Here is a 16,167-nt window from a genome sequence, read left to right as displayed (position 1 = left end):
TGGCTGTGGCGCGGAACGATCAGCGTCCCGGCCCCCCATCACCTGCGCTCTGATCGCGCACGGCGCCATTGCACCGCAGTTGCAGAGCGGTGCCGAAAGCCACTTCGCAGCGGGCCTATAACCCGGGTTTAGGGCGTCTCGGGCGCGTCTTCGCCGTCGAGCTCCAGGGCTGCAGCGGGCGTTTTCAGGTCGGCGATGCCCAGCGGCTCGGTCGGGCGGCCGAGACGGTTGCGCATGACCCAGAACAGCCGCTCTTCGGCGCGGGTGATCGCCACATAGGCCAGCCGCTTCCACAGGGGCACGCCCGCCTCCATCCGCCCGACGCGCGCGGCGGCATAGAGATCGGGGGCGAAGACCTGCACGTCGGGCCATTGCGACCCCTGCGCCTTGTGGATCGTCACCGCCGCGCCGTGCAGGAAGGTCGCGCCCATGCGCGCGGCAAAGGGGATGAACGGCTCGTCTTCGCCGGGCATCTCGATCTTCACGATGGAGGCTACGTTCACCTGCGGGTCGGGCGCGCCCACGACGTGCAGCTTGGAAAAGCCGGGCCGCGATCCGGCCCCGCGATAGATCACCTGAGCGCCCTTGATGAGGCCCCGCGCTTCGAGGTCGATGCGCTTCTTGCGGTGCTTCAGCGGCAGCTCGATCCCGTCGCAGATCAGCGGCTCGCCCGGCAGAAGCTGGTCGGTCGGCGCGGAATAGGCGGTGCGGAAGGCATGGATCAGGCGGATGCGCGTGGCGTTGCGCCAGACCAGCACGGGGCTGCGGGCCATCAGCGCCGCCTCGACCCGGCTTCCCATGACCACGCGGTCGTCCTTGCGCGATGCGTCCTCGACCATGCGCTCGAACTGTTCGAACCCCAGGTCGGGATCGGCCAGCGCATGGGCGAGATCCAGGATCGGGTTGTCGGCGTCCTGGCGGTGCACGCGGTTGAGATTGGCGATGCGCGGCGCGGGCAGGTCGTCGAAGACCATGCTGCCCGACTGCTGCACCGGGGCCAGCTGCGCCGGGTCGCCGAACAGGATCAGCGTGGGAAAGATCTCCTGCAGGTCCTCGAACTGCTTCTTGTCCAGCATCGACGACTCGTCGACCATGCCGATATCCAGCGGCTCTTCCCGGCGTTTCCAGCCGGTGATGAAGTCCGATCCACGCAGCCCCGCCGCGGCCAGCGCCCCGGGGATCGAGTTGTGCTGCTGGAAGAACGCGTGGGCCCGGTCCAGCATGACCTCCTCCAGCCCCTCGATCGTGGGCCGGTCGCCCTGCCCCGACAGCCATTCGGCGATCCGCTCGTATTCGGGATCGTAGACCGGGGTATAAAGGATGCGGTGGATCGTTGTGGCCGGCACGCCGCGCGTGCGCAGCACCGACGCGGCCTTGTTGGTCGGCGCGAGGATCGCAAGCGTGCGCCGGTCCTTGCGGCGCCGCGACTCGTAATCGCCCGAGATCACGTCGACCCCGGCCCCCTTCAGCGCGGCGTAGAGCTGTGCCAGAAGCAGCGTCTTGCCCGACCCGGCCTTGCCGGTGATCGCCATGACCGCCGATTTGCCTTCGGTTAGCGGGCGGGTGCCGCCCGACTCCAGGTCGATGCCGGCACCGGCCAGCAACTCGGACACCCGGTCGCGGGCGGTCTGCTGATCTTGGGAGAGGACGTGGGCGGGAACGGACATCGCCCCCTCATAATGGCGCAGGCGCGGGATGCCCAGCGGCGATCTGAGCGCATGGCCCCATCGTAATGCAGTCGCACGGGCGGGAGCGGATCGTTTCGTCCGCTCCCGCCCGCGGACTTGAACTCAGGTCGGGCCGGCTTCGATCACGTCCTCGATCGTGCGCAGGCCGGTCTTGGGCGCCTGCACCAGAACGGCCATATTGCCGGGCTTGTGCTGGTTCTTGCGCATCTTGGTGTGCGCGGCCGGGATCTCGGCCCAAGGGAACACCTCGGACATGCAGGGATCCAGTCGCCGCTCGACCATCAGCTTGTTGGCCGACGCGGCCTGCTTGAGGTGGGCGAAATGGCTGCCCTGGATGCGCTTCTGGTGCATCCAGACATAGCGCGCGTCCATGGTCAGGTTATAGCCCGTGGTGCCGGCGCATATGACGACCATGCCACCCTGCTTGACCACGAAGGTCGAGATCGGGAAGGTCGCCTCGCCCGGGTGTTCGAACACCATGTCGACATTCACACCCTTGCCGGTGATGTCCCAGATCGCCTTGCCGAACTTGCGCGCCTCGGCGAACCAGGCCTTGTACTCGTCGGTGCCGACCTTGGGCAGCTGCCCCCAGCAGTCGAAATCCTTGCGGTTGATGACGCCCTTGGCGCCCAGCCCCATGACGAACTCGCGCTTGTCCTCTTCCGAGATCACCGCGATGGCGTTGGCGCCCGCCGTGTTGATCAGCTGGATCGCGTAGGAGCCGAGGCCGCCCGAGGCGCCCCAGACCAGCACGTTCTGACCGGGCTTCAGCTCGTGCGGGTGGTGGCCGAACAGCATCCGGTAGGCGGTGGCCAGCGTCAGGGTGTAGCAGGCGGACTCTTCCCAGGTCAGGTGCTTGGGCCGCGGCATCAGCTGCTGGGCCTGCACGCAGGTGAATTGCGCGAACGAGCCGTCCGGCGTTTCGTAGCCCCAGATCCGCTGGCTGGGCGAGAACATGGGATCGCCGCCGTTGCATTCCTCGTCGTCGCCGTCGTCCTGGTTGCAGTGAATGACGACCTCGTCGCCCACCTTCCAGGTTTTGACCTTGTCCCCCACGGCCCAGACCACGCCCGAGGCGTCGGATCCGGCGATGTGGTAATCGGCCTTGTGAACGTCGAACATCGAGATCGGGATGCCGAGACCGGCCCAGATCCCGTTGTAGTTCACCCCGGCGGCCATCACGAGGACCAGCACCTCGTGGCTGTCGGGCTTGGGCACGTCCACGACTTCAAGCTGGAACGCCTGCTCGGGCTCGCCCTGGCGGTCGCGCCGGATGGCCCAGGCGTGCATCTTCTCGGGCACGTGGCCCAGGGGGGGCATCTCGCCCACGGCGTAAAGAGATTTGGCCTCGGACGGCCGCGTCATGGTGTCGACATCCCCGGACATGCGCTGATTCCTTCCAGTTGTCGCCGCGCTGCAGCGGCATTCCCGGAACGAAGTAGGCGGAAACCCGAAATAATGCAACTACCACCAAGGTGTTTTTGAAATTTTATGACCCGACGGCAGTTTCGGCGGGCTCAGGCTCCTGCAGCGCAGCATCGATCAGGGGTGCGGATGCCGCGTAGAACCGCAGGACGCTTTCGGACTTTTCGGACAGGACCAGCGTGCCGTCCTCACGCTCCTCGACCAGCCTGCGCAGCTTGAGCATGTCGATGCCGGCATCGGTGGTGCGCTCGATGCTGCCACGCCGCAGATGTACGGGATAGGCCGCGTCGATCCAGGCCGGCACCCGGCCCGAGATCCAGTCGCGCACCGCGTCGTGGGACCGCGCTCCGTCCAGCAGCGCGGCAGCCACCATGGGCACCGGAAGGATCGGCACGTTCTCGCGGATCCGGTTCATCAGGTGGGTCGCCACGGCCGTGACCTCGCCCCGGTCGCTGGCCCGAAGCTCTTTCAGAGACACCGGGCGCCCGAAGCTGACAGCGGCATAGCCGAACCGCCGCGCTCGCAGCGTCACCCGCCGCCACAGCCAGCGCAGCGCGAAGGCCGTTCCGGTGAGGAACGACCCGCGGAAGCGCCGATTGCCCGTGCGCCCGGCCTCGATCAGGATGCGATCCTCGATCACCCGGTCGTAGTTCAGGGACACCGGGATAAAGACGACATCCCGCTTCGACAGGTCCACGCCCTGCACGATGTAGCTGAGCAGTCCCAGCTTGGCCTCGCCCACGCGACCGTCCAGGCTCAGGCCGCCCTCGGGAAACATCGCCTGGGTCACGCCGTTCTCGATCGCCAATTGGACATAGCGCGCCAAAACACGGCGATAGAGCGTGTTGCGCGAACGGCGGCGGATGAAATAGGCGCCCATGGCCCGCAGAAGGCGGCTGAGCGGCCAGATCTGCGCCCATTCCCCCACCGCGTAGCTGAGCGCCGAGCGCTCGGCCGCAAGGTAGGTGACCAGCACGTAATCCATGTTCGACCGGTGATTCATCACGAAGACCACCGTGGCCTCGGGGTCGATGCCGGCCAGCGCGTCGTTGTCGATCCGCACCAGCCGGACGTGGAACAGCTGTCGGCTGAGGAAACGCGCCGCGCGGATCGCGAAGGTGAAATAGGCCGAGGCGGAAAAGCTGGGCACGATCTCGCGCGCGTATCGCTTGGCCTCGGAGAATGCCACGTCCTCGCGCACGCCGGTTTCGCGGGCGTGGTGGGCCACCGCCGCGATCACCTGCGGGTCGTAGATCAGCCGCTGGATCATGTCGTGCCGGCGGGCCAGCTTGAACGGCTGGATCGGCCGTTCGAGCCGCTTGTTCAGCTCGGCCACCGCCCGCTCCATCCGGCGGCGCAGGAACCAGCGCACCGGCGGAATGAAGAAATGGCTGGCGAAGGTGACCGCCGCGAACAGCAGGATCAGCCAGAACAGCCATAGTGGAAGCGTAATGGTTCCGAACATGGCGGCGACCATGGCAACAAAGCGCGCCCTGGTAAATGCGGCGTGTGCAGCGACCGTGCCGCCGCGGCGCGGCATTGCCGTTGACAACGGCATTTTATTTCCGTCTAAAGCCTGTCGAAGCAATATTATTACGCCAAGGACCGCGCCATGACCAAAGACAAGCCCTGGCTTTTCCGCACCTACGCCGGCCACTCGACCGCCGCCGCGTCGAACGCGCTTTATCGCGGCAATCTCGCGAAGGGACAGACCGGTCTTTCCGTGGCGTTCGACCTGCCCACGCAGACGGGATACGACAGCGACCACGAGCTGTCGGCGGGCGAGGTCGGCAAGGTCGGCGTGCCGGTGGCGCATCTAGGCGACATGCGCACGCTGTTCGACCAGATCCCGCTGGAACAGATGAACACCTCGATGACCATCAACGCAACGGCGCCTTGGCTTCTGGCGCTCTACATCGCGGTGGCAGAGGAACAGGGTGCCGATGTCTCGCAGCTTCAGGGCACCGTGCAGAACGACATCATCAAGGAATACCTGAGCCGGGGCACCTATATTTGCCCGCCGCAGCCGTCCCTGCGGATGATCACCGATGTCGCGGCCTATACGCGCGAGCACCTGCCGAAGTGGAACCCGATGAACGTGTGTTCCTATCACCTGCAGGAGGCCGGCGCGACGCCCGAGCAGGAACTGGCCTTCGCGCTGGCCACCGCCACGGCGGTGCTGGACGACCTCAAGGGCAAGGTCGCCCCCGAGGATTTCCCGGCCATGGTCGGGCGCATCAGCTTCTTCGTGAACGCGGGCATCCGGTTCGTGACCGAGATGTGCAAGATGCGGGCCTTCACCGACCTGTGGGACGAGATCTGCCGCGACCGCTACGGCGTCGAGGACGAGCGCTACCGCCGCTTTCGCTACGGCGTGCAGGTCAACAGCCTTGGCCTGACCGAGCAGCAGCCCGAGAACAACGTCTACCGCATCCTGATCGAGATGCTGGCCGTCACGCTTTCGAAGAAGGCCCGCGCCCGCGCCGTGCAGCTGCCCGCCTGGAACGAGGCTTTGGGCCTGCCCCGCCCCTGGGACCAGCAATGGTCCCTGCGGATGCAGCAGATCATGGCGTTCGAGACCGACCTTCTGGAATACGACGACCTGTTCGACGGCAACCCGGCCGTCGAGCACAAGGTGGCCGAGCTGAAGGACGGCGCCCGCGCCGAGCTTTCGACCATCGACTCCATGGGCGGCGCGGTGGGCGCTATCGACTACATGAAGTCGCGGCTGGTGGAATCGAACGCCGAGCGGATCGCCGGCATCGAGGGCGGCGAGACGACCGTGATCGGCGTGAACCGCTATGAGACGGGCGAGCCATCGCCGCTGACTTCGGGTCCCGACGCGATCATGGTCGCCGACAAGGACGCCGAGGCCGACCAGATCGCGCGCCTGACCGCCTGGCGCGCGTCACGGAATGAGGACGCCGTGCGGGCCGCGTTGGAGGGTCTTCGTCGTGCCGCGCGCGAAGGCACGAACATCATGCCGCCGTCGATCGCCGCCGCCAAGGCGGGCGCCACGACCGGCGAATGGGGCGACATGGTGCGCGCGGCCTTCGGCCAGTATCGCGGGCCAACCGGCGTGTCGGCCGCACCCTCTAACCGGGTGCAGAACCTCGACGATATCCGCGCGCGCGTCGACATGGTATCGACGCGGCTGGGCCAGCGCCTGAAATTCATGATGGGCAAGCCCGGCCTCGACGGCCACTCCAACGGCGCCGAGCAGATCGCCGCCCGCGCCCGCGATTGCGGCATGGCGATCAGCTATGAAGGGATCCGCCTGACCCCTGCCGAAATCGTCGCCCGCGTGGACGAGGAACGGCCCCACGTCCTTGGCCTTTCGATCCTGTCGGGCAGCCATGTGCCATTGGTCACCGAGATCCTGCGGCTGATGCAGCAGTCGGGACACCGGGAAATTCCTATCGTGGTGGGGGGAATCATTCCCGATGTCGACGCCCAGACCCTTCTGGCCGCCGGAGTGGCGCGGGTCTATACGCCGAAAGATTTCCGAATGAATACAATCATGACGGATATCGTGACTTTGGCCGATCCAGATAGGATAGCGGCGGAATGAAATTCGCGTAATTATCGGCGACTTCGCGCCTCGCTTGACGTCGCGGGACGATTTCTCTTGGAAAGTGGAAAAACATGTCCTAACGATCCGATAAGTATCTCGGAGTGATAGGACGAAAAATGGCCATCGATCTTGAAAAAATGTCCCGCGATGAATTGGAATCGCTGAAGAAAGACGTCGACAAGGCTCTCGCTTCTCTCGAAACCCGCCGCAAGGCCGAAGCCCGCGCCGCAGCCGAAAAGGCCGCCCGTGACCATGGCTTTTCGCTGGACGATATCGTCAAGGCCGAAAAGAAGGGGAGCAAGTCTCCCCCGAAATACCGCAACCCCGAAGATCCGCGCGCGACATGGACGGGCCGTGGCCGACAGCCTGCCTGGATCAAGGACGCGCTTTCTCAGGGCAAGTCGCTGGACGATTTCCGTATCTGACAAACGAGCGCGATGCTTGGTTTTCGGATTGGCCCGGCCTTACCGCCGGGCTTTTCTTTTGAACACGGACATCCTGCTGGGCGAACTTCCACCATCCGAGCTCTGAATTACGGGGCAAAAGCCAGAACACGTATCGGTGATGGCGAGAGGCCGGAGCCGCTTGACGGTCGAGATGTACTCCTGCACGCGGGATCTGCGAAGCCCTGATCGATGGTTCGCGAACCCGGTCCAAGCGGTGTTTCATCGTCGCAATTGGCGAGCTTCTTTCTCTGGCGGCCAGTGCCAGTGGCCTCGCCTGTTCATCGGAAAGAAAGCGTTGCGACCATCCGTGTAGCCAGGAATTGGCTCCACAAAACTGGTTTCGGACTCAATCGTTCGGGGAAAGAAAAACGCTGCTGCGATCGCGCGCGGCAGCGTTGGAATTGAAGCTCGGAAGCGGGATCAGACCGCGCGTTCGACCATCAGCTTCTTGATCTCGGCGATGGCCGCGGACGGGTTCAGGCCCTTGGGGCAGGTCCGCGCGCAGTTCATGATCGTGTGGCAACGATAGAGCTTGAACGGATCCTCGAGGTCGTCGAGACGCTCGCCCGTGGCCTCGTCCCGGCTGTCGATGATCCAACGATACGCGTGGAGCAGCGCGGCCGGTCCAAGGAACTTGTCGCCGTTCCACCAGTAGCTGGGGCACGCGGTCGAGCACGAGGCGCACATCACGCATTCATAAAGACCGTCGAGTTTCTTGCGGTCCTCGATGCTCTGGCGCCATTCCTTTTGCGGGCGCTGCGTCTTGGTTTCCAGCCAGGGCATCACGGCGGCGTGCTGGGCATAGAAATGGGTCAGGTCGGGGATCAGATCCTTGACCACCGGCATGTGCGGCAGCGGGTAGATCTTCACGTCGCCCTTCACCTCGTCCATGCCGTAAATGCAGGCCAGCGTGTTGATCCCGTCGATATTCATCGCGCAGGACCCGCAGATCCCTTCGCGGCACGAGCGGCGGAAGGTCAGGGTCGGGTCGATCTCGTTTTTGATCTTGATCAGCGCGTCCAGCATCATCGGGCCGCAGGTATCGAGATCGACGAAATAGGTGTCGACGCGCGGGTTCTCGCCATCCTCGGGCGACCAGCGATAGATCTCGAACTTCTTGATGTTGGTCGCGCCCTCGGGCTTGGGCCAGGTCTTGCCGGTCCGGATCTTCGAGTTCTTGGGCAGGGTCAGTTGAACCATGACATCCTCTTTCGTTCAGCTCAGGCGCCGGTGCGCAACAGGGCGGGAAGGCCCTGGCCAACCAGGCATTGTATCGTTGGCGGGCGCGACGCGATGCGCGTCACGACCTCGGTCGTGGCCGCCGTCGGGCCGGTCACGGCGTCCGAGGCCAGGCCCACCAATTCGGGCGTCGTCGCGTTGTCGATGATGCAGTCGATGGCAGGCTGCACCGGGACGCCCGGGAACTGCTGCACGACCACCCGGCTGACCACGCTGCGCGCGGCCGAGCGGGTGACCTGGTCGCGATCGGCGGGCGTGCAGGCCGCCAGCAGCCCGGCCATGCACAGGGTCGAGACGAGTGCTCTCATCGCGCGACATTCACCGTGGCGCCGACCTGCGTGCGCCGCGCCATGCAGTCGTCGTAGACGGCCTGCGGATCGCGGCCGCGGATGAAATCGCTGCTGATGCCGATCTCCAGGTCGGTGGCGACACCACCCGAGCCGACGCCGATGCCGACGGTCCCGGTCGGACCCGCAGCGGCGCGCGCCCGGTCGGCGCACACCCGTTGCGCGGCTTCGGGCGACATGGGACCGCAAGCGGCCAGCCCGGCCAGGGATATGATCGCCGCACGGGCGATCACAGGCATCCCTGCTGGCGGCGGAGCGTGTCCTTGATGATGTAGCCCGACCCGTTCACGAAGACCGAGTCCGACGGGCGGTGCGGATAGGGGCAGAAGAACCGGCGATGCGTCCCGGACGACACCGTGACCAGCGTTCCGCTGGCGTCCACGCAGGTCGTCCCCGCAGCCACGGCGCCCGCAGCGGCCAGGTCGGCGCAGCTGGCGTATTGCCCAGCACCGGCCACTCCGCCGCCCCATCCACCCGCGAGCGCGGGGCCGGACAGGGCAAGGCCCCCAACCAAGCTCAGAATCAGCGTTTTCATACCGGATCTCCTATCCATGGTGGGGAAAGTTCCCTGCCCGCTTAGTATACCCGCGCCTTGGGCTTGATCTTGTCCAGATCGATGCCGCCCTCGTTGTGGCCCAGCAGCGGGTTCAGGTGCACCGGGCGGTACTCCAGCTTCACGCCGCCATTGACATAGGCCAGCGTGTGCTTGCGCCAGTTCTCGTCGTCGCGGTCCGGGTGATCCTCCTGCGCGTGGGCGCCACGGCTTTCCTTCCGGGCCTCGGCGCTGACGATGGTGGCCAGCGCGTTGGGCATCAGGTTGGTCAGCTCCAGCGTTTCCATGAGGTCGCTGTTCCAGATCATCGAGCGGTCGGTCACGCTGATGTTGTCCAGCTTGTCGGCCACCTTCTCCATCTTCTTGACGCCCTCGGCCAGCGTCTCGTCGGCGCGGAAGACGGCGGCGTCCTGCTGCATGGTCTTCTGCATCTCGAGCCGCAGCTCGGCGGTCGAGGTATCGCCCTTGGCGTGGCGCAGGCCGTCGAAGCGGGCCAGCGCCCCATCGACCGAGGACTGGTTCAGCGTCGGGTTCGACGAATTGCGGTCCACGACTTTGCCGGCCTGGATTGCGGCGGCCCGGCCGAACACAACGAGGTCGATCAGCGAATTCGAGCCGAGGCGGTTGGCGCCGTGCACCGAGGCGCAACCGGCCTCGCCCACGGCCATCAGGCCGGGCACGACCCGGTCGGGATCGTCGGCGGTGGGGTTCAGCACCTCACCCATGTAGTTCGTCGGGATGCCGCCCATATTGTAGTGCACGGTGGGCAGAACCGGGATCGGCTCCTTCGTCACGTCGACACCGGCGAAGATGCGCGCCGACTCCGAGATGCCCGGAAGGCGTTCCTGAAGCGCTTCTTTCGGAAGGTGGTTCAGGTTCAAGTGGATGTGGTCGCCGTCCTTGCCAACGCCACGGCCCTCGCGGATCTCCATGGTCATGCAGCGGCTGACCACGTCACGGCTGGCGAGGTCCTTGTAGGTGGGCGCATAGCGCTCCATGAACCGCTCGCCCTCGGAGTTGGTGAGGTAACCCCCCTCGCCCCGCGCGCCCTCGGTGATCAGGCAGCCGGCGCCATAGATGCCGGTGGGGTGGAACTGCACGAATTCCATGTCCTGAAGCGGCAGGCCCTGGCGGGCGACCATGCCGCCACCGTCGCCGGTGCAGGTATGTGCGCTGGTCGCGCTGAAATAGGCGCGGCCGTAGCCGCCTGTCGCCAGCACGGTCATCTTGGCGTTGAAGACGTGGATCGTCCCGTCCTCCAGGCACCAGGCTACGACGCCCTGGCACTGTCCGTCCTCGGACATGATGAGGTCGATGGCGAAATACTCGATGTAGAACTCGGCGTCGTTCTTCAGGGACTGGCCATACAGCGTGTGCAGGATGGCGTGGCCGGTGCGGTCGGCGGCGGCGCAGGTGCGCTGAACCGGGGGGCCTTCGCCGAACTGGGTGGTGTGGCCGCCGAAAGGCCGCTGGTAGATCTTGCCGGTCTCGGTGCGCGAGAACGGCACGCCGTAATGCTCGAGTTCGTAGACCGCCTTGGGCGCCTCGCGGGCGAGATATTCCATGGCGTCGGTGTCACCCAGCCAGTCGGACCCCTTCACGGTGTCGTACATGTGCCACTGCCAGTTGTCGTCGCCCATGTTGCCCAGCGATGCGGCGATGCCGCCCTGCGCGGCCACCGTGTGGCTGCGGGTCGGGAACACCTTGGTGATGCAAGCGGTGCGCAGGCCCTGCTCGGCCAGGCCCAGCGTGGCGCGCAGGCCCGATCCGCCCGCGCCCACCACGATGGCGTCGTAGTTGTGGGTGGTATAATCGTAAGCGGCCATGGGAAACTCCCGTTCAGATCGCCAGCCGCACGAGGGCGAACAGCCCGGCGGCGATGGCGGCGTATGAGATGCAGGTGACCCCGGCGATCAGCAGGTGGCGGGTCAGCCCGTGCGAATAATCCTCGATCATGGTCTGGGCGCCGGACTTGAAGTGCACCCAGCCCACCGTGATCGTCAGCGCGGCCACGATGGCCGGAAACGGCTGAGAATAATATGCGACAACTTGCTCGTAGCCGCTGCCGAGCGCCGATCCGAAGGTGAAGATGAACAGCGGCACCAGGATCAGAAGGCCGATGGAGCTTTTGGTCATGGACCAGAAGTGATCGGTGCCGGACTTGGCGGATCCCAGCCCCTCGGCGCGCTTGCGGTCGGTCATGTATGCCATGGCGGGTCTCCTCAGATCACGAGCGCGGTCAGGATGGTCAGGACGACCGAGCCGCCGACGCAGGCCCAGCCGAGCTTCTCGGCGGTGGGCAGGTCCAGCCCCCAGCCGGTGTCCCAGATCAGGTGCCGCAGGCCCGCCAGCGTGTGATACCACAGCGCCCAGAGCGACAGGAACATCACCAGGTCGCCGAACCACGAGGTCAGCACCGCGTCGGCGGTGGCGAAGGCGTCGGGACCCATCGCGGCGGCGACGAACCACCAGGTCATCAGAAGGCCACCCACGATCAGACCGTTGCCGGTGATCCGCGTCAGGATCGACGTGATCGAGTTCAGCTGCGGACGGTAGATGGTGATATGCGGGCTCAGCGGGCGGTTGCCGCGGTTCACGTCGGCCATGGGACCTCCTTGCATCGGTGCGCGCGGCCGGGGCCGTCGCCGTTGCGTCATATCTAACGGTTTCCACGGCGCTGTCACGCCCGTTGGCGCATGGATTCACGGGCTAATTCGACGCAACGGTCGCTTATCTGTGATTTGCGATCACACGCCCGGCGCGCGTGATCACAATTATCGGCATCCCGGCCCGGGCGACCGCGCCTTCAATGCGCAACATCCGGGTCGCGCCACCGGCGCCGCGCGGCTAGATCTGGGAGAACACCGATTTCAGGGGACCGCCCGCCATGACCGGCAGCACCGAAGACAGCTATTACTGGCCGATCATGCGCCGCGCCATCGACCGGCTGGATGCCGAGGACGGGCGCGACCTGACCCTGGCCGAGATTGCCGAAGAGATGAACCTGGCGCCCGCGCATTTCCAGCGTCTGTTCAGCCGCTGGGTCGGGGTCAGCCCCAAGCGGTTCCAGCAATACCTGACGCTGGGCCACGCCAAGCGGCTGCTGGACAGCCGCTTCACCACGCTGGCCACCGCCGATGCAGTCGGGCTGTCGGGCGCGGGACGGCTGCACGACCTGTTCGTGCGGTGGGAAGCGATGAGCCCCGGCGAATACGCCCGGCGGGGTGCGGGACTCGAGATCACCTATGGCTACGGCGAGGGGCCGTTCGGTCGGATGCTGGGCCTTGCCACGCCGCGGGGCCTGTGCGGGCTGGCCTTCACCGAGGAGACCGGCGACGCCGCCGCGCTGGCCGACATGCAGTCGCGCTGGCCCGATGCGGTCTATTCGCGGGACGACGCGGCGCTGGCGCCGCACCTGCACGCGGCGGTGACCCAGGGGGCGGAAAGCGAGCTGCACCTCATCGGCGCCCCCTTCCAGATCAAGGTCTGGGAGGCGCTGCTCTCGATCCCCTCGGGCCATGTCACCACCTACGGCGAGATCGCGGCCCGCATCGGCAACCCCAAGGCCGTGCGCGCCGTGGGCACGGCGGTGGGCCGCAACCCGATCAGCTGGTTGATCCCGTGCCATCGCGCGGTGCGCAAATCCGGGGGCCTCGGCGGCTATCACTGGGGGCTGCCCGTGAAGCGCGCCATGCTCGCGGTCGAGGCGGCGCAGACCGGGTTCGCCCCCGCCGAGTGACCGGTTCCTTGCCGGTCGGGAAACCGGCAAGACTTCGCCAGACTGCGGATTCGGCGTGCACTGGGCGGTGCCTGTTCTATATTCGCCTGCGAGATGTGCGACTATTCCCCATCCATGAGGACACAATGCGAATTCTGAACACCCCGATCCTGCTGGCCTCGGCCAGCCTTCTGGCGCTGGGGGCCTGCGTCAACCAGCCCGCGACGGGCGAGCGCAACCGCGCCGCCACCGGCGCGCTTGTCGGTGCGGGCCTGGGCGCCCTGGCCGGCGCCACCCGCGAATCCGGCGATGACCGGCTGCGCAACGCCGCCGTGGGCGCCGTGATCGGCGCGGGCACCGGTGCCGTGGTCGGCACCTTCCTGGACCGCCAGGCCGCCGACCTGCGCAACAACTTCGCCAACGGCGAGATCGACGTCATCAACACCGGCAACGAGCTGATCGTGCGGATGCCGCAGGACATCCTGTTCGCCACCGACAGCGCCAGCGTCGCCCCCACCCTGCAAAGCGACCTGCGCGTCCTGGCGGCGAGCCTGAACCGCTATCCGCAGTCGCTGGTCGAGGTGCAGGGCCACACCGACAACACCGGCAGCGCCGCCTACAACCAGGACCTGTCCGAGCGTCGCGCGCAGGCCGTCACCTCGATCCTGCTGCAAAACGGCGTGGCTTCGGGGCGCCTGACCTCGGTCGGCTACGGCTTCTCGCAGCCCATCGCCAGCAACGCGACGCCCGAGGGCCGCGCCCAGAACCGCCGGGTGCAGATCATCATCCGCCCGATCAACCAGTAACGGTCCGGCGTGGCGCGCCCCAAGGTCGGGCGCGCCACGGCAGCCTGGACAAGAAAAAAGGCCCGGTCGCGCGATGCGGCCGGGCCCTTTTTTACGGTTCGAAGAAGATGGTCAGTGCAGCTTGGCGTCCACCGTCTTGATCGAGTCGTCGATCAAAGCGGACTGCTTGCCGCCGTCGATCTTCGCGCTCAGCACGTCGCGCGCGGCGGCGATGGCCACGTTGACGGCGCGGTTGCGGACGCTGCGGATGGCGTCTTCCTCGGCGCTGGCGATCTGGTCCTTCGCCGCCTCCAGCCGCCGCTCCAGCGACGCCTCGAGATCGGCCTTGGCCTTCTCGGCCGACGCCTTCGCGTCTTCCCGGGCGGCCGCGACGATGCGGTCGGCCTGGTTCTGCACGTCCTTCTGCTTGCGCTCGTACGAGGCCAGCAGCGACTGCGCCTCTTCCCGCAGCTCGCGCGCCTCGGCCAGGTCCGACTTGATGCCCTCGGCCCGCTTGTCGAGCATGCCCAGAAGCATCTGGGGCACCTTGAAATAGACCAGGATGCCCAGGAACACGATGAAGCCGCAGGTCGCGACGAAATCGGTGTTGGCCAGCGAGAAGAACGGGCCCGAAGCGGCCAGCGCGGGCGCCGGGGCCAGAGCCGCGGCCAGGATGGTCAGCTTGCGCATCACGCGGCCCCCTTCATCTGCTTCTCGACGGCGGCATCGGTCTGGCCCTGGTCGGCGTCGAAGCCCAGGCTTTCGACGACCGCGTAGGCGGTTTCCTTGGCGACCGTCTCGACCGATTGCATGGCGCCGTCGCGGATCTCGGCGATGCGCGCCTCGGAGGCTTCCATCTTCTCGGCGATCTCGGCCTCGGCGCGGGCGTTGGCCGCGTCGATCTCGGCCTGCATCTCGGCCTTGTTTTCCTCGGCGATGCGATTGGCCTCGGCCCGGGCATCCGCCAGCGCCTTCTCGTAGGCCTTCTCGGCCTCGGCCGCCTTCTGCTTCAGCTCTTCGGCCGCCGCGATGTCGTTCGTAATGGTGCCCTGGCGTTCGGCCAGGACCGACGCGATGCGCGGCAGGGCCACGCGGGACAGCACGAAGTAGATCGCGATGAGCGCGAGCACCAGCCAGAAGATCTGGTTGGGGAACGACTCGACGTTCAGCTGCGGCATGCCGGTGGCGTCGGCCGGCGCGTCGCCCGGTGTCAGGACCGCTGTGGTGGGTTCGGTTGCCATCTGTCTATCCTCGATATCCGATAACGCGACCGGGCGGACCTGCGCGGCCCGCCCAGCGTCTGCGGCAGATCGGGATCGCTCAGACGGCGAACATCAGCAGCAGCGCGACGAGGAACGAGAAGATCCCCAGGGCTTCGGCGAACGCGATGCCGATGAACAGCGTCGCGGTCTGGCCGGCGGCGGCCGACGGGTTGCGCAGGGCGCCCGACAGGAAGTTGGCGGCCACGTTGCCCACACCGAGAGCGGACACGCCGGCGCCGAGGCCCGCGATGCCGGCACCGATGAATTGACCCATGTTTGCGATATCGCCTTCCATGATCTTTCTCCTTGAATTGGAAGTTCGTGTCAGTGGCGGTGAGAACCGCCGGGATGCGTTTGGCGGGGTTCCCCCCGCCGGTGCTCAGTGATGCGGATGCAGCGCGTCCTTCAGGTACACGCAGGTCAGGATCGTGAAGACGTAGGCCTGAATGAAGGCCACCAGAACCTCGAGCGCGTAGATCGCGGTGATGGCGAGGATCGGCAGGAACGAGAAGACACCCAGCGCCGCGGCGAAGCCCGCGAAGACCTTCAGCACGGCGTGGCCCGCGGTGATGTTGCCGGCCAGACGAACCGAGTGGCTGACGGGGCGCACGAAGTACGAGATCAGCTCGATGATGGCGAGGATCGGGCGCAGCGCCAGCGGGGCCGAGGACACCCAGAACAGGCTGAGGAACGACGCGCCGTTCTTGACGAAGCCCAGGACCGTCACGCCGATGAACACGGCCAGCGCAAGCACGGCGGTCACGGCGATATGCGAGGTGGGCGAGAACGAGGTCGGGATCAGCGCCAGCATGTTCGCCATCAGGATGAACATGAACAGCGTCATGATGTAGGGGAAGTAGCGCACGGCGTCCTTGCCGGTCACGTCCTCCACCATCTTGTAGACGAAACCGTAGGCCAGCTCGGCCACCGATTGCGCGCGGCTGGGGATCACGGCCCGCCCGCGCGAACCCACGACCAGCAGCAGCACGGTGCAGACCACCGCAAGCGCCATCCACAGCGTCGCGTTGGAAACGGTGAACATGCCCACGGGCCCATCGGAAAACAGGGGCTGGACCACGAACTGGTCCATCGGTGCGATGTTGAATCCGCCGTCGCTCGCTGTCGCCATG

18 protein-coding genes are annotated in these 16,167 nt (G+C 66.4%); 4 read left to right on the top strand and 14 right to left on the bottom strand.

The window, feature by feature from the left end:
- Window positions 1-128 precede the first annotated feature (128 nt).
- The 3 genes from BMX96_RS01560 to BMX96_RS01550 all read right to left on the bottom strand — a co-directional run bounded on the left by BMX96_RS01560 (window position 129) and on the right by BMX96_RS01550 (window position 4,578).
- Window positions 129-1,667, bottom strand: a complete 1,539-nt coding sequence (locus BMX96_RS01560; protein WP_091843514.1) for an ATP-dependent DNA helicase — start codon at window positions 1,665-1,667, stop codon at window positions 129-131.
- A 123-nt stretch (window positions 1,668-1,790) separates the two neighbouring features.
- Complete coding sequence (ccrA, locus tag BMX96_RS01555; protein WP_091843511.1) at window positions 1,791-3,074, bottom strand: crotonyl-CoA carboxylase/reductase; 1,284 nt, start codon at window positions 3,072-3,074, stop codon at window positions 1,791-1,793.
- A 103-nt stretch (window positions 3,075-3,177) separates the two neighbouring features.
- Window positions 3,178-4,578 carry a 1-acyl-sn-glycerol-3-phosphate acyltransferase gene (locus BMX96_RS01550; RefSeq protein WP_091844374.1) on the bottom strand — a complete coding sequence of 467 codons (1,401 nt, stop codon included), beginning with the start codon at window positions 4,576-4,578 and terminating at the stop codon, window positions 3,178-3,180.
- A gap of 147 nt (window positions 4,579-4,725) precedes the next feature.
- Here BMX96_RS01550 and BMX96_RS01545 point away from each other — a divergent pair, with 147 nt between their 5' ends.
- Entirely contained in the window at window positions 4,726-6,684 is a 1,959-nt protein-coding gene (locus BMX96_RS01545) for a methylmalonyl-CoA mutase family protein (RefSeq protein WP_091843509.1), read from the top strand.
- Window positions 6,685-6,803: 119 nt separating this feature from the next.
- Complete coding sequence (locus BMX96_RS01540) at window positions 6,804-7,112, top strand: H-NS histone family protein (protein ID WP_091843506.1); 309 nt, start codon at window positions 6,804-6,806, stop codon at window positions 7,110-7,112.
- 441 nt (window positions 7,113-7,553) lie between these two features.
- Here BMX96_RS01540 and BMX96_RS01535 read toward each other — a convergent pair whose 3' ends face one another.
- The 7 genes from BMX96_RS01535 to sdhC are packed head-to-tail and all read right to left on the bottom strand — an operon-like array spanning window position 7,554 to window position 11,878.
- Window positions 7,554-8,333, bottom strand: a complete 780-nt coding sequence (locus tag BMX96_RS01535) for a succinate dehydrogenase iron-sulfur subunit (protein ID WP_073128730.1) — start codon at window positions 8,331-8,333, stop codon at window positions 7,554-7,556.
- Window positions 8,334-8,353: 20 nt separating this feature from the next.
- A complete protein-coding gene (locus BMX96_RS01530; protein ID WP_091843503.1) occupies window positions 8,354-8,680 on the bottom strand; it encodes a hypothetical protein in 327 nt (108 codons plus the stop codon).
- Window positions 8,677-8,898 (bottom strand): hypothetical protein, encoded by a 222-nt coding sequence (locus BMX96_RS01525; protein ID WP_236736919.1) that lies wholly within the window; start codon window positions 8,896-8,898, stop codon window positions 8,677-8,679. Before BMX96_RS01525 ends, BMX96_RS01530 begins: the two co-directional genes overlap by 4 nt.
- 50 nt (window positions 8,899-8,948) lie before the next feature.
- Window positions 8,949-9,254, bottom strand: coding sequence for a hypothetical protein (locus tag BMX96_RS01520; RefSeq protein WP_091843499.1), 306 nt, complete (start codon window positions 9,252-9,254; stop codon window positions 8,949-8,951).
- 41 nt (window positions 9,255-9,295) lie between these two features.
- Complete coding sequence (gene sdhA, locus BMX96_RS01515) at window positions 9,296-11,098, bottom strand: succinate dehydrogenase flavoprotein subunit (protein ID WP_091843496.1); 1,803 nt, start codon at window positions 11,096-11,098, stop codon at window positions 9,296-9,298.
- Window positions 11,099-11,111: 13 nt separating this feature from the next.
- Window positions 11,112-11,483 (bottom strand): succinate dehydrogenase, hydrophobic membrane anchor protein, encoded by a 372-nt coding sequence (gene sdhD / locus BMX96_RS01510; RefSeq protein WP_073128725.1) that lies wholly within the window; start codon window positions 11,481-11,483, stop codon window positions 11,112-11,114.
- An 11-nt stretch (window positions 11,484-11,494) separates the two neighbouring features.
- A complete protein-coding gene (gene sdhC / locus BMX96_RS01505) occupies window positions 11,495-11,878 on the bottom strand; it encodes a succinate dehydrogenase, cytochrome b556 subunit (protein ID WP_091843494.1) in 384 nt (127 codons plus the stop codon).
- 281 nt (window positions 11,879-12,159) lie between these two features.
- Between sdhC and BMX96_RS01500 the strand changes: the two genes are divergently transcribed.
- Window positions 12,160-13,011 (top strand): bifunctional helix-turn-helix domain-containing protein/methylated-DNA--[protein]-cysteine S-methyltransferase, encoded by an 852-nt coding sequence (locus tag BMX96_RS01500; RefSeq protein WP_091843491.1) that lies wholly within the window; start codon window positions 12,160-12,162, stop codon window positions 13,009-13,011.
- 125 nt (window positions 13,012-13,136) lie between these two features.
- Entirely contained in the window at window positions 13,137-13,796 is a 660-nt protein-coding gene (locus tag BMX96_RS01495; protein ID WP_091843489.1) for a YiaD family glycine zipper/OmpA-like lipoprotein, read from the top strand.
- A 111-nt stretch (window positions 13,797-13,907) separates the two neighbouring features.
- On the opposite strand, the gene BMX96_RS01490 is transcribed toward BMX96_RS01495, so the two are convergent.
- The 4 genes from BMX96_RS01490 to BMX96_RS01475 form a co-directional block, all read right to left on the bottom strand.
- Window positions 13,908-14,465, bottom strand: a complete 558-nt coding sequence (locus BMX96_RS01490) for a F0F1 ATP synthase subunit B (RefSeq protein ID WP_091843486.1) — start codon at window positions 14,463-14,465, stop codon at window positions 13,908-13,910.
- Window positions 14,465-15,016, bottom strand: coding sequence for a F0F1 ATP synthase subunit B' (locus BMX96_RS01485; protein WP_073128720.1), 552 nt, complete (start codon window positions 15,014-15,016; stop codon window positions 14,465-14,467). The genes BMX96_RS01490 and BMX96_RS01485 overlap by 1 nt, the downstream gene beginning before the upstream one ends.
- Before the next feature lie 79 nt (window positions 15,017-15,095).
- Window positions 15,096-15,332, bottom strand: a complete 237-nt coding sequence (locus BMX96_RS01480; protein ID WP_073128719.1) for a F0F1 ATP synthase subunit C — start codon at window positions 15,330-15,332, stop codon at window positions 15,096-15,098.
- Window positions 15,333-15,416: 84 nt separating this feature from the next.
- Window positions 15,417-16,166: a F0F1 ATP synthase subunit A gene (locus tag BMX96_RS01475; RefSeq protein WP_091843483.1), complete on the bottom strand. Its 750-nt coding sequence runs from the start codon at window positions 16,164-16,166 to the stop codon at window positions 15,417-15,419.
- Between the last annotated feature and the right edge of the window lies 1 nt (window position 16,167).

This window comes from Palleronia pelagia (assembly GCF_900110115.1).
GTDB classification, from domain to species: domain Bacteria; phylum Pseudomonadota; class Alphaproteobacteria; order Rhodobacterales; family Rhodobacteraceae; genus Palleronia; species Palleronia pelagia.
The sequence above is the reverse complement of the archived record's forward strand: the minus strand, read 5'-3'. Positions and strand labels throughout refer to the sequence as shown.